The organism is Methylobacterium sp. CM6246 (assembly GCF_054818005.1).
Genome location: NZ_JBTXKY010000001.1, coordinates 4,168,786 through 4,181,999, shown reverse-complemented (window position 1 = coordinate 4,181,999; position 13,214 = coordinate 4,168,786). Strand labels below are relative to the sequence as shown.

At 62.6% G+C, this 13,214-nt stretch carries 12 protein-coding genes; 3 read left to right on the top strand and 9 right to left on the bottom strand.

The features are described from left to right. Positions 1 to 145 precede the first annotated feature (145 nt). The gene (locus ACYQPG_RS20320) at positions 146 to 595 is read right to left on the bottom strand and encodes a winged helix-turn-helix transcriptional regulator (RefSeq protein WP_419830066.1); all 450 of its coding nucleotides are present in this window, start codon (positions 593 to 595) and stop codon (positions 146 to 148) included. Between the two features lie 102 nt (positions 596 to 697). Here ACYQPG_RS20320 and ACYQPG_RS20315 point away from each other — a divergent pair, with 102 nt between their 5' ends. Next, positions 698 to 1,468 (top strand): SDR family oxidoreductase, encoded by a 771-nt coding sequence (locus ACYQPG_RS20315; RefSeq protein WP_419830065.1) that lies wholly within the window; start codon positions 698 to 700, stop codon positions 1,466 to 1,468. A 61-nt stretch (positions 1,469 to 1,529) separates the two neighbouring features. Beyond that, positions 1,530 to 1,742 (top strand): tautomerase family protein, encoded by a 213-nt coding sequence (locus tag ACYQPG_RS20310; RefSeq protein ID WP_147832167.1) that lies wholly within the window; start codon positions 1,530 to 1,532, stop codon positions 1,740 to 1,742. 267 nt (positions 1,743 to 2,009) lie between these two features. On the opposite strand, the gene ACYQPG_RS20305 is transcribed toward ACYQPG_RS20310, so the two are convergent. The 3 genes from ACYQPG_RS20305 to ACYQPG_RS20295 all read right to left on the bottom strand — a co-directional run bounded on the left by ACYQPG_RS20305 (position 2,010) and on the right by ACYQPG_RS20295 (position 4,708). Next, the gene (locus ACYQPG_RS20305; protein WP_461231602.1) at positions 2,010 to 2,390 is read right to left on the bottom strand and encodes a nuclear transport factor 2 family protein; all 381 of its coding nucleotides are present in this window, start codon (positions 2,388 to 2,390) and stop codon (positions 2,010 to 2,012) included. Positions 2,391 to 2,809: 419 nt separating this feature from the next. After that, a complete protein-coding gene (locus ACYQPG_RS20300) occupies positions 2,810 to 3,877 on the bottom strand; it encodes a threonine aldolase family protein (RefSeq protein WP_461231601.1) in 1,068 nt (355 codons plus the stop codon). A gap of 15 nt (positions 3,878 to 3,892) precedes the next feature. Continuing rightward, positions 3,893 to 4,708 (bottom strand): amino acid ABC transporter substrate-binding protein, encoded by an 816-nt coding sequence (locus ACYQPG_RS20295; RefSeq protein WP_461231600.1) that lies wholly within the window; start codon positions 4,706 to 4,708, stop codon positions 3,893 to 3,895. 237 nt (positions 4,709 to 4,945) lie between these two features. On the opposite strand from ACYQPG_RS20295, the gene ACYQPG_RS20290 reads away from it, so the two are divergent. Continuing rightward, entirely contained in the window at positions 4,946 to 5,872 is a 927-nt protein-coding gene (locus ACYQPG_RS20290; RefSeq protein WP_419830060.1) for a LysR substrate-binding domain-containing protein, read from the top strand. 212 nt (positions 5,873 to 6,084) lie between these two features. Here the strand turns inward: ACYQPG_RS20290 and ACYQPG_RS20285 are convergent, their stop codons facing one another. The 5 genes from ACYQPG_RS20285 to ACYQPG_RS20265 all read right to left on the bottom strand — a co-directional run bounded on the left by ACYQPG_RS20285 (position 6,085) and on the right by ACYQPG_RS20265 (position 13,213). Further along, positions 6,085 to 6,840, bottom strand: a complete 756-nt coding sequence (locus tag ACYQPG_RS20285; protein WP_461231599.1) for an amidohydrolase family protein — start codon at positions 6,838 to 6,840, stop codon at positions 6,085 to 6,087. Further along, positions 6,747 to 7,046, bottom strand: coding sequence for a hypothetical protein (locus tag ACYQPG_RS20280; protein ID WP_461231598.1), 300 nt, complete (start codon positions 7,044 to 7,046; stop codon positions 6,747 to 6,749). Before ACYQPG_RS20280 ends, ACYQPG_RS20285 begins: the two co-directional genes overlap by 94 nt. A gap of 110 nt (positions 7,047 to 7,156) precedes the next feature. Continuing rightward, positions 7,157 to 7,705 (bottom strand): invasion associated locus B family protein, encoded by a 549-nt coding sequence (locus ACYQPG_RS20275; protein ID WP_461231597.1) that lies wholly within the window; start codon positions 7,703 to 7,705, stop codon positions 7,157 to 7,159. A 76-nt stretch (positions 7,706 to 7,781) separates the two neighbouring features. Beyond that, on the bottom strand, positions 7,782 to 11,087 hold the full coding sequence (locus ACYQPG_RS20270; protein WP_461232486.1) for a YadA-like family protein: 3,306 nt from the start codon (positions 11,085 to 11,087) through the stop codon (positions 7,782 to 7,784). Positions 11,088 to 11,536: 449 nt separating this feature from the next. After that, a complete protein-coding gene (locus tag ACYQPG_RS20265) occupies positions 11,537 to 13,213 on the bottom strand; it encodes a putative bifunctional diguanylate cyclase/phosphodiesterase (RefSeq protein ID WP_461231596.1) in 1,677 nt (558 codons plus the stop codon). Position 13,214: the final 1 nt, after the last annotated feature.

The following is a 13,214-nucleotide window of genomic DNA, read 5'->3' as shown; positions in this document are numbered from 1 at the left end:
TCGGACGAAGTTACTAGGCCGCCGACGAACGGCCGCTTCGGAGAAGCGACGGGAGGGGTCCGGGCGGCTAGGTTGGGTCGGATGCAGCACCTCCGCTTCCGCGAAAGGGCAGGGTCCGCAAGCCACGTATATCGGCCCTCTGCCTTCACGGTGTCTTGATGCATGCGGACACATCGGACGGTTCACCCGCCGCCGCAAACGCCCGACGTGCGTGCTTGATCTCAGCGTGATGGGTTTCAGCCCAGATCCACACACCACAGAACGCCGCCCCCAAACTCTCGCCCAATGGCGTTAGCGTGTAATCCACGTGCGGCGGGATCACCGGATGCACGGTGCGTCGCACGAGACCATCCCGTTCCATCTGCCGGACCGTCTGCGTCAGCATCTTTTGGCTGATCCGACCCACCGCCTTGCCGAGTTGCGTGAACCGTAGGGTGCCATGCTCGTCCAGAGCCTCAAGGATCAGCATGGTCCACTTGTCGGCCACCTTGGCAATGATGTCGTTCACCAGCACCTCGATCGTCGGATCGACGTCCTTCGGGATCGGTCCCTTCCGTTGGGCCTCGATGATGGGATCCGGGGTAGCCCTACGCATCCGACGCTCTCCTTTCGGTAAGTACAAATCTTTTCGGTGCCTACTTCAGCCTGGAGAGCGTGATCGATAATTTCGTCGGCGACAACAACGAAGGTCGCCGTCATGAACATCTCAGGCAACACCATTCTCATCACCGGAGGCGGCTCCGGGATCGGGGAGGCTCTTGCGCATCGCTTTCACGATCTAGGCAACACCGTCATCATCGCCGGGCGTCGGGTGGAGGCACTGGAACAGGTCGCCAGCAGCCGCCCCGGCATCAACGCCTTGCCGCTCGATATCTCGGACGCCGCGGACATCGCCGCATTCGCGCAGCGGGTCGTAGCCGAGCACCCGGCCCTAAACGTGGTGATCAACAACGCCGGGATCATGCGCTTCGAGACGCTGGATCAGACCCGAGACCTCTCAGACGCGGAGGCGACGATAACCACCAACCTGCTCGGCCCGATCCGGATCGCGGACGCCTTGATCGAGCATCTGCTCGCGCGCCCTGACGCCGTGCTGATCAACGTATCCTCCGGACTAGCATTCGTTCCCCTGGCGGCGACACCGACCTACTCGGCGACGAAGGCCGCCATTCACAGCTACACGGTTTCGTTGCGCGAAGTCCTGAAGGGCAGGGTTGAGGTGATTGAACTGGTGCCTCCGGCGGTTCAGACCGATCTGACGCCCGGCCAAGCCAACCGCGAAGGCTACCTGCCGTTGGCCGACTTCATCGATGAGGTCATGGCTCTGTTCCAGCACCAGCCGACGCCGCCTGAGATCCTCGTGCAGCGCGTCGCCTTCCAGCGCAACGCCGAAGCGGAGCACCGCTTCGACGAGGCTGTGACGACCTTGAACGATGCCGTTCGTAAGGCCCGCGAGAAGCAGCGCTGAGGCCAGTGGGCCGGGACGCCTACCACGCCGCCGTTCAGTTCACCCACCGCGGAGAACTCTGATGCCGTTCGCTAACATCAAGGTCCCGGAGGCTGCGCTCAGCCGGGCGCAGAAGGAAGAGATCGTCCACAAGGTGACCAACCTGTTCGTCGATTACTTCAGCGAAGCCGTTCGACCACACACCATGGTTTTGATCGAAGAGGTCAAGGATGGCGGCTACGCCCGAGCGGATGAAGTGTTCGTCATACCGGATGCATATCGCGCGAAGGACTGATCGCAGGTGGGCCGCCGATGGAATTGGCGCCCCTTAAAAATAGTTTTGGCGCAAGTTTTGCATGAAAATCTAAATGAGTCAGTAACTACACTACTCCGGCCGTCCTTCACGGCCTGAACGATAGAATTCTTACGGCTGCTTCCGATGATGTACGGTCCCTCCTACGACGCAATTGGGTGGATATCTGCTGGTCTGCTATCGGCCGCCGAACCCAGAAAGCGAACTCTCGCTTCTCGGCGGCTCCCACTGCCGGTCCGGGGCTCGAAGTCAAACAATCTGTTCAACCCACTGCGAACGCGACGGTCCCGGTGGGAAGGGGTCACCGAAATATTGCGTTTCCCGAACAACTTTCCCGTCGCGAAACTCCATAATGCTCACGGTGTAGGACGGCTTACCGTCATACGTGAGTACGTACTCCGTCACCCATAAATCGCCAGAGCCGACAATCCGTCTCACATCAAACCGTTTCTTATTAGGTTGCGCCGTACGAGATGCCTGGATCTTGTACCGCCCGCTGATGCGCTCGCCGGATTGAAGATATTCAAGCACTGCGTTGTCGAGATAGATCTGATGCTCTTCCTCAAAATCGTACGCGTCCGAGGCTGCCCAGTGCGGGTCGAGAGCGCGTCTAATCTCTTGATCGTTCATGGAAGACCTCCTGCGCCTATCCAGCTTAACCGGCGGTTCGAGCGGCCTGCTGTGAAAGCATGTTCATTCCACCGTTCAGACCGGAGCGCTACCCACAACTGCTTTGGAGCATCAGGCCAGCCATCACCAACGTCAATTTTGGGACGGTTGGAGCCCGTCCGCCTTTTCGGTCGAACTTCTCTGACGCGGACATGCTGCTTTCTGCAGGGCCAGTCGACTGACTAACTGAACCGGCCAGTTATAAAGCTCCTCCTTCGAAATTAGTCTTAACAAAGAAGACGCCCTGAATATCTTTTATAAAAAAATATCATAACAAATTCATATGGCGAATGCGAATTTATGTTATGTGATTTTCAGAAACCAAATCTTCTATGAAGCATAATTTTATGCAGGAAATAACCAGGCGTTAATGTTAAGTTTTATTTTACATAATTCAAGCATGATCCGAAAAATGCAACGGTTTTGTCAATTTCGGCTGGCCCAATGTGACGATGGGTGACGAGCCGGAGCCGGTTTTCACCCAGCGGGCGCACTCTCACACCCGCGGCCTCCAAATCGGTGACCCAAAGCTCGCTACCTCGGCCGGTGCGCGATAGATCGACTTGAACGATGTTGGTCTGCGGCACACTTGCAGAGATGCTGGGATGCAGCGCGTTCAGCCCATCGCTGAGTTGGCGGGCGCTTGCGTGGTCGTCGACTAGCCGCGCGCCCATCACCGTCACTGCTTCCAGACCAGCCGCGGCCATAATGCCGAGTTGACGCTGCGTTCCGCCGATCATTTTGCGGATCCGTCGTGCATTGGCGATCACGGCATCCGGACCGGTCAGAACCGCGCCCACCGGGGCGCTCAAGCCCTTCGACAGACATAGCGACACCGTACCGGCATGGACCGCAAGCTTTGCCGGTGCGAGCCCGAGATAGGTGGCGGCATTGAACAGTCGCGCCCCGTCCAGATGGACAAGGATACCGCGCGAGCGAGCCATCTCCGCCACGGCCGCCATGTGTGAGACGGGCGGCACCGCGCCGCCAGCCGCGTTGTGCGAGGTCTCCAGCGCTATCATCGCCGTCCGGAGCGGGCTGGCGGAAGGCCGTAAAGCGTCCTCCAACCGGTTGAGATCCATCGCCCCGCGGCAACCCGTGATTCCAAGTAGGAAGGCCCCGGTGAAGGTAGCTGCCCCACGCTCGGTGGTGACCATGTGAGCCTGTGCTTCCAGCAGGATCTGCTCGCTGCGCTGTACCTGCGCGAGGATCGCCAGGAGATTGGCCATGGTGCAGGTGGGTACGAACAAGCCGGCATCTTTGCCAAGCATCGCGGCGGTAGTCGCCTCGAGTTCGCGCACGGTCGGGTCGCCCTCAAGACCGTCATCGCCGAGCGGAGCGGTGCGCATCCGTTCGTACATCGCCTCGGTCGGCCGCGTGACGGTATCGCTGCGCAGGTCGACCGCGGTGGCGTGGGGGCTGGAGTCGATGGATATGGAAGAGGCCATGGTATGGTGTGCCGGCTATCGGTAATCGGCTTCGTCGCCGGAATCGGTCGGCTTGGCGAGTGCGCGCTTCAAGATCTCGCTCATCGGAAGTTCAAGATTGATACCCTTGGGCGGGATCGGGGACTCGAAATACTTAGTATAGAGTTTGGCTACGGTACCGTCCTCGATCAGCTTGACAACCGCTTTGTCGACCTGAGCCTTGAAGTCAGGATCGTCCTTGGGCTCGAGGATGCCATAGGGTGCGAATTCGAGGCCCTTGACGCCTATCTTGAAGTCGCCTGGGCGCTTGGCGCCCGCCACGGTCGCGTGCGCGAGCGCATCGTCGTTGACTGAGCCGGCGGCGCGACCGCTATCCAACAGCAGGAAGGTTTCCGCCGTGTCCTTGGCTGGCATGATCCGGATGTCGAGCTTGTCGCGGACATTGAGCCGGGTGACGACGCGTTGCGTCTCACCTCCGGCCTGAGCTGAGATCGCTTTTCCACGGAACGAAGCGAGGTCGTTCACGTCGACCGGCGTCTCCTTACGCGCCACGAGCACGATCTGTGCGACGAAGGTTGTCGGGGCGAACGCCACGAGCTTGTGCCGCTCCGGCAGGTTGCTCGCCGTGCCGCATTCCAAGTCGATCGTGCCGTTGTTGATGAGTGGGATCCGTGTCGCCGACATGACGGGAACGTAGCCTACGTCGAGCTTGGCTAACCCCAGCGCGGTCTTGAGCTCCGCGGCCACGTGCTCGCATATCTCCAATGAATAGCCCACCGGCTTGGCGGATCCGTCAAGGAAGGCAAACGGCGGCGACGCATCGGGAAAACCGATGTTGATACGTCCAGACATTCGAATTTTGTCCAGTCGACTTTCGCCTTCGGCCGATACTGGAACTCCAGTTCCTATCCAAACCGCGACGCTGAGCAGTGCGAAACAGGATTTCAACATCGCTTCGGTCCTCATGCTTCTGCGAAGGTAGCGAGACGGGTGCCTGTGAGCGATCCGCAGAGGCGATGGTATGGTGTTATCGTGCGGGGCGCATACGTCGTCCAATTCCAATTCGCCGGTCGTCTATTCGGATTTGATATGCGCAAGCGGCTGATGAGTTTCCGGCATGTCGAGGCGTTCCGGGCTGTCATAGCGGCCGGCTCGATGACAGCGGCGGCTCAGCGCCTGCATACCTCGCAACCACAGGTGAGCCGCCTGATCGCGCAACTCGAGGCGATAACGGGTCTTCCCTTGTTTGAGCGTGCCGGCGGCCGGCTCGCGCCGACACTCGACGGCATGCGCTTTTCCGCCGAAGTCGAGCGAGCCTTCGTCGGTTTGTCGAGCCTAGAAGCTGCGGCGGTTCGCATCCGCTCATTCGGCTCCGGGCGTCTGCGGGTCGCCGCGATGCCACGTCTGGCTGGTGGGTTGCTCGCGCGGGCTGTGGCCCGATTTAAGACCGAGCATCAGGAGGTGGCAATCGCGATCCATTCCGGCGGCGACGCGGCAGTGAGCGAGTGGATCGCCACCGGCTTTTGCGACGTGGCGCTCACGATGATCTACGGTGATGCCACCGATCCAGCGCCAGAGCACGTCTTGACGATGGATTGTGTCGCCGTGCTGCCCCCGGCCCACCCGCTCGCCGCGCTTGAACGTTTGGAGCCGGCTGATTTTCATGATGCGCCGTTTATCGCATCGCCCCTGGGAAGCACGCTGCGGACGCAGATCGACGCGGTGTTCGAAGCCGCGGGTGTCGAACCCATAGTCTCTGTCGAGGCCGGGCTGGGCGCATCAATCTGTGTGTTAGTAGCCGCCGGACTAGGTATGAGCTTGATGAACCCTTTAGCAGCCTATGAAGAGGCGAAAGTTTCAGAAATAGAGATCCGGCCTTTTGTGCCCTCTTTGCCCGTACGTTTTGCTCTTCTTTTTCCGCCGGATCATGCTCGAAGCCGGCTTGTCGAAACGTTCAGCAAGCTTGCTTTCGAGATGATGCTGGAGGAATTGAGTCGGCTTCCTGGAGGCGTTTGACTTCTTTATAGCGTCTCGAATTTTCATATGATCATGTTAAAGAGGCCTTGTGTACAGCCAGCTGCATCGACCGCCGAGAGCAACTATTCCGTCATCGGCAGGATCCGGCCGGCCGCTTTGCGCCCATCCCGGTCATCCAACCGGATCTGCGGATTCGCTGTAAGCGGACACGAACTCGAAGGGCTTCATTTCACGCACTCCTTAAAGTTCGTTCAATTGAAGCCGTAAAGCGTTGCAGGATTGTCGACCAAAACCCGCGTTCGCGCTTGGTCGTCGGGCACCCATTGGTCCAGATGGTCCAACAGCTCGGCATCTTTGGGCATGTGCTTTTCGCCCCTGCGAAGCCAGTCACTGCCCCAGATCATCCGGTCCGGGGCCGCCATCGCGTAGGACTTCGCGACCATCGTCGCTTCGGCGTAAGCAGGCGGGCCGCTCGCGGTGTTGAGGAAGGCGCCCGACAGTTTCATACATGTCCGACCGCCATCGAGCAGCTGGCGCACCGCGGCGTAGGCGGGATGGCTCACACCCTGGGCCGGCGAGAGCCGCGACAAGTGATTAACGACGAGGGACGTCGGTAGGCGCCTCAGCACGGGCTCCAGCTCCAGGATCTGGTCGTCGGTCGCGTAGATCTGGAGGTGCCAGCCGAGGGGCTCGACCTTGCGGGCCATCGCCTCCAATCGCTTGGCTGTCGTCGGTCCCCAAGACTGCGGCGTACCGAAGTTCATGCGAATCCCCACAACGCCCCGTGTCGCCATCGCTCGGAGCGCGGTATCGGCGATGTCGAGATCGACCACGACCACCGCTCGGGCCGTGGGGCCGAACTGTGCGACGCCATCGAGGGTTGCGCGGTTGTCGGTGCCGTAGGTCGAAGGTGTCACCACCACCCGGCTGGCCGCGGTGGGCCGTGCGGCGCGAAGGCGGCGATCAGCAGTCCGAGCAGGATGCGGCTGCCGGACCGAGGGCGCCATGCGGCGCGGTCGAGGATGCGGTGGACGTTCACGAACCGCCGCTCATGCGCGCGGCCCATGATGTGCAGTAAGATGGTCGCCGTGCGACGGCCGGGTATGAGGATCGCGCCGATCAGGAGGATCTGCGCATGACGCCACGAGCGGTGGACGAACAGTGGCGTGAACGACAGGATGGGTCCGGCGAAGCGGGCGGACAGATCGGGCATCGGGTGTCTCTTGCTGGTGACACCCCAGCCTACCCGTCATGCCCGCTTCGTCACCTCGCACCGCTCGACCGGTACCCCAATTGGCCAAAGTCGAGCTCAGACGCCGAGATCTAGCTCGGGGTCGATTTTCCTCGCAAACTTTTGATTGCAAGTGCAAGCCCGTCCAACGACGACGATATATCGACTCTGGGCGATCCGTCTGCTGTCCAGTAATGGATCTTTACGGTGCCCTTGTCACGGATCTGGCGCATCATCGTCGGGTCGACCGGCAGAAAGCCGACGCACAGGCTGGCGTCGCAGGCGGTCAGACGAACCACCGTTGCAGCACCCCCGAAATTTAACGTGACGGTGCGGGCGGGGACGCCCGTCACCGGTGCGCGCACGACGAAGACCGGTTCGCCTGACGCTGTGGCAGCGATTGACCAACTGAAGACAAGGCTCCCGTCCGGGGCAGCAATCGATTGGACAATGTTGCAGACCTGACGGCCTTTCGCCTCGTCGCAGATCAATGTCCAAGTCAGAAACCGTTCGAGGACGCGGCGAATGCCCGGGCTGACCGGGGCCCCGTCGACGGGCTTCACTTGATAGGTTGGCGCGGCGGACGGTAGCTCCTCGGTCAGGCTGCCGCGCAGGGGCGACTGCGCCTGTGCCGCCGACAACAGGCCGATCCCCAGGAGGAGCGCGCATGCGCATCCCGGTCGCCATGACATCCGCGGTGGCCGCACGCTGGGCACCTCAGTTCAGGGTGAAGCTTGCGCCGGCGCCGATGCCGAAATCGCGGCCTGCGGCGACACCGGTGGCATTCACCCGGGCCGTGCCGTCCGGGAGGGTGTATCCGATGCCGAAGGACGCAGCAGCTTCGCCGCGCCAAGCGCCGCCACCGGCGGCGACGCTGAGCTTGCCCGGCCGGTCGTCGAAGCGGAGGGCCGCGGCGGCCAGCCCGATCGCCGCTCCGCGCCGCGCGTCCGCGCGAACCTCGCCGACTTGTCGATTGAGATCGAGCAACTGGCTGCCGAGACTGCTCATCTGCTTCTGCAGGGGGGCCACGGCCGCATCGGTGTAGGCGACGCTGGCGGCCGAAGCCACCGCGACGCTCCGGTCGGTATAGGCGTTGGCCTCGGCCTTGGCCTGTGCCACCTGTCCGGTGTTGGCAACATCGGTGGCCAGCACGCCCGCCGCGACATTGCGAATCATCACCGGCTGGTTCGGATCGGCGCCAGCCAGCGTCATCGACTGACCGCGGCCGCCGGTGGAGGGGTCCACGTCGTATCTCACCCCGAAGGTGTCGACGGCGCCGAGGGCTGCGCCGACGCTGGCGTAGGTCTGGCCGCCGATCGTGTAGCTGGGCGCCGTGAAGCCGCCATCCGCCGTGAAGCGAGCTCCACCACCCAGCGCACTCGCCAGGTTGCCACCCAGAGCGCGCACTTGGCGCAGATTCACCGCGTCGGTGTCCTGCGTTCCACCGGCGACGTTGGTGATCTGGCGTTCGCCGCCCTCGAAGCCAACCGAGATCGCCCCCTGTGTCGAGTTCACCGCGGCTCCCGAGAAGGCTTCGGCGGCCCCCGCCATCCCGGCTCGGGTGGCGACCGAACCGGCCCCGAGGGCGACGCCGCGATCGGCGCGGGCCGACGCCGCAGGTCCGATCGCCACGGAATCGGCGCCGAGGGCCTGCGCCGCAGCGCCCGTGCTCCGCACGGCCACATAGCGGCTACCGTTGGTGCTGAGCGTCGTCACCGCAGCGTTGAGGCCGCCGAGGGCGCCACCGACGGTGTTGTAGGTCGCCCCCTGGATCGCATAGCTGGGCGCGCTTAGCGTCCCGTCGCCGGCGATCCCAGCGCCGCCGCCCAGTGTCGAGGCCACGGAGGCGCCGACCGTGTAGATCTGGCCGCCGTTGATCGCCTGCGTGCTGCTGGCCGTGATTTGGCCTGCGCCGACCCCGGTCAGCGTGCGCGCCGTGCCGTTCTGGTCGGCGATGGAAACCACCGTTCCGTCCGTGGCGCCGCCGATCGAGATGGCGCGCGAGGTCGAGTCCTGTCGCACCAGACCGGAGGTCCCGTTCTGCAGATCGGTGACGCTGTTGCTGACCGCGTAGAGCTGACCGCCGTTGACCGCTTCGGTCGAGCCTGCCGCCACCAAGCCCGACGCGACGCCGCGCAAGGAGACGGCCGTAGTGCCACCCTTGGCGAGATCGACGACGTTGGTCGGGTTGCCATTCCTATCCGGCACGTATTGGACCGCGAGGTTGTTGCTCGCCGCGAGGGCCGAACCGACATCGCGGTAGATCTGGCCACCGACGCTGTAACTCGGCTTCGTGAAGACGCCCGTGGCGTCGTACCCTGCGCCGCCGCCCAGCGCGTCGCCGGTTGCCCGGAGCTGACCCAGCGTCGCGGCGTCACTGTCGCTGGTTCCGGCGGCGACGCCGGTCAGGCGGCGGGGGCCGTCGGTCCCGGTGAAATCGACGGCGCTGCCATCGGTGCCCTTCCCGACGCGGATGGTGCGGGTGGTCTGATCCTGCTGGACGAGACCGAGGCTGCCGTTCTGGAGCGCAGCGACCTTCTGGTTGGTCGAATAGAGTTGGCTTCCATTGACAGCATCCGTCGAGTCGCTGGTGGTGATATCGCCGGGGCCGACATTGTGGAGCAGGACCGTCTGGCGGGCGTTCGAACCGACCAGCGTCACGTCATTCGATGGAACGGCCGGATTCGCGACGGTCGGGCTGCTCGCGGTCGAATAGCGCAGCGGCATCTGTGACAGGGCCACGGCGCCGCTATCGGTTGCTGCCGGAGCCAGGCCGGTGATCGAAACGGCTGATCCGAGGTCGCCGCCACGGGTCAGATCGATGCTCGCCAGACGCTTTCCGCCACCATCTGTGTCATAGCGCAAGGCTAGGCTGTCGATCGAACCGACGAGATCCGGGATCGTGCTGTAGTCTCGTTTCGCGTAGGAATATTTCGGCGGCGTGTAAGTGTTGGTCGCCTGGTCGAACGAGCTTCCGAGCGTAGTGCCAAGGGTGTTGCCGAGACTCCTGAGCTGACGCACGTTGACCGCGTCAGTGTCTTTCTGGCCACCCGCAACATTGGTGATCAGGCGCTCGGTCCCGGAATCGCCGACCGAGAATTCCGTATTGGCCGAACTCAGTGCCGTGCCGCTATATGCCTCCGTGCCGCTGATCGTTCCGCGCAACGCCATGGCGTTCGAGCCGATCGCGACCGCCTGTTTCGACGACGCTTTGGCACCGCTGCCGATCGCCAGCGCCGAGCCACCCTTGGCAGACGTGTTGTCACCGATGGCGATGTTGCTGGCCGTCGAATTTGCGCCTTTCTCGCCCGCGACCGAGAGGCGGCCGATGGCGAGCGCATCCTGGCCGTAGGCACTGGCGATGAAGCCTTGCGCGAACGAAAAGTCACCTACGGCATAGGATTGCCGCCCGAGGGCGATGGCGATATCGCCCGACGCCTGGTTGCCGGTGCCCAGCGACAGCGTCGAACGGCCATCCGCTGTATTGCCATAGCCGATCGCAACGCCGTACGCGCCGTTGGCGGAGTTACTCGTCCCGATCGCGGTCGAGTTGTAGTCCGGGTTGCCCGCGCTGTTGTTGTAGCCGACCGCCACACCGCCGGCAGCGCCGACTGTCGATCGCAATCCGATTGCGGTACCGGACGGGATCGAACCCACATCCGAAGTTTCGTTGGGCGGTGACGTGCTGCCGTTGGAGCCGCTGGAGAGATCGCCGCCTGCGGCGGCACCGCTGATGCCGGCGCCACTGCGGTCTCTATAATTGATGATTCCTTGCGCTTTCGTCGCCGACTGTGCCTTTGCGTCCGAGCCGATTGCGACGGCGCCGGCGCCTGTTCCGCTCGCGCCCGAGCCGATGGCCGTCGAGTCCGCGCCGCTGCTCGTGGCATTGTACCCACCGGCAAACGAGCGATCGCCGCTGGCTGTCGCTCCAGACCCGATCGCTGTCGCGTTGTTATTTGCGTTGGGCGTAGATCCGCCACCCGCCGCATAGCTACTTTGCGCACGGGCTGACCCGGTGAACATCAAGCCAAGACCGATTGCTACGGCGGTCGTAGCCGATAAGTCTCGGCGGATGCGACTTGAGAAACGCGAGTCAATAGTATTCATGCTTCATTCTTCAAAATCAAATATTTTATTCGCAATATCCGCGGCCCATCATTGGCGGATATATGCTCCTGTGCAATGATCGTATTCAAATCACCGACTCATCTAATTCGACCTATGATTACACGAACTTTGTTAAGCGCATATCTAACAAAGACCGATAAATAAAAGGTTATTAACGGTAATACCGCGGAGCGTTCAGGGAATGATTAATCTGATGCTGACGCGCTCGGCGGCCGTGACGCAGCATTGAAAGACGCGAAAATTGTCGTCTCGGACGCCGTCGTTGTTGTCGCCGAGATCTCGCCCATCAGGCGCGCCGGACACCGGCCGATGTGGTGACATCATTCGTTAAAGTTCGACGCGGCTCAGCGCAGCGCACTTATCCGGGTTTCATAAGCCCGGCCGGAGGAGATTTGCCGTTGCTGATATGTGCCGCGCGGTGCGGAAATCCGCTTGTCCGGGCTATCGATCTGGTCAATCAGCATAGGCTTGGCGAAGTAATAGCCTTGTGCGCAGCGGATCTGCGTCGCGCCGAGCAGGTAGGCGACCTCCTCGTGGGTTTCGACACCCTCGGCGACCACCGACATCCCGAGGGCGAGGCCCAGGGATTCGATCGCTCTGAGCAGAATCTGGCTGCGCGGCCGCTTGTGAATGTCCGTGATGAATGAGCGGTCGATCTTCAGTTCGTCCGCGGTGATCTCGGCGAGGGCTGCGAGGGATGAATAGCCCACGCCGAAATCGTCGATCGAAACCCGCGCCCCGACAGCCCGGATGCAGGGAAGAACCTCGCGCTGGAACAGCCCCTTCGTGAAGAACGCTTCCTCGGTGAGTTCGAGCACGAAGCGGCTGGCCATGCCGGTTTTGCCGAGGGCGTCGCAGAACCGGGTCATGAACGGAACGTCACACGCTTGCTTGGCGGCGATGTTCAAGCTGATCGAGATGCCGGTCCCAAATATGTCATCGATTTCCGGTATTGTCCGGATGGTCTCCGACAATATCTGGAGCGTTATCTCGTTGATCAGCCCGAGTTCGATCGCAAGACCGATGAAGTCCCCCGGGGCGTGAACCGTCCCACGTTCATCCCGCCACCGCAGCAGCACCTCGACGCCCAGCACCGTGTGCGTGCGCATGTCGACCTTCGGCTGGAAGGCGCAACAGAAGCGGCGGTCGCGAATGGCGAGGCGCAACCGCTGCTCGACCGCCATGCGCGCCGTAGCGGCGTGGCTCATGGTCTCGTCGAACAGGCTGACGCCCCCTTTCACGCCGCCTTTGACCTGATACATCGCGTTATCGGCTCGGCAGCGCAGGATCTCGTAGGTCGCGCCGTGATCCGGAAACAGGCTGACGCCGATCGACGCGGACGCGAAGATCTCGTGGCCGTCGATGAAGCACGGCTGTTTCAGGCGTTCGGAAATCTCCGTGATCGCCGCAACCGTCGCGATGCGATCGGTGACCGGGTTCAGCAGCAGCACGAATTCGTCGCCGCCGACGCGGGCCAGCATGTCACTGGGGCGCAGGGCGCCGCGGATCCGGTCGGAGACCCGACGCAGCACGGCGTCGCCGGCCGCATGACTATAGTAATCGTTGATGTGCTTGAAGTTGTCGAGATCGATGAACGCGAGGGCGAACCGGTCGGCCGGACCCGCTCGTGCGACCAGCTCCTCAACGCTCTGCTCGAACATGGTGCGGTTGGGCAGGCCAGTGAGCGCGTCGATGAAGGCGCGATTGATGAGGTCGCGCTGGAGCCTGTGGTGGTGCGTGACGTCGATCAGGGAGGTCAACGTGTAGACCTCCTGTTCAACCATCACGCTCCGCGCCTGAACCTCCAAAACGCGCTCGCCGACCGGCTCGACGACAACCCCGTCCGGATGCGTCAGGGCTGCGCGCGGCAGGTCTCGCGTCGCCTTGGCTCCGAGCTGGTGCGTCGCGGCGTTGGCGAGAATGCAGAGACCGTGGTCGTCGTGGACCAGGATCCCGACCGGCAGCGCCTGAAGCGTGACTTCCAGCAAGCTTTGCAGATGGGTGACGGATCGCTCGGTCACG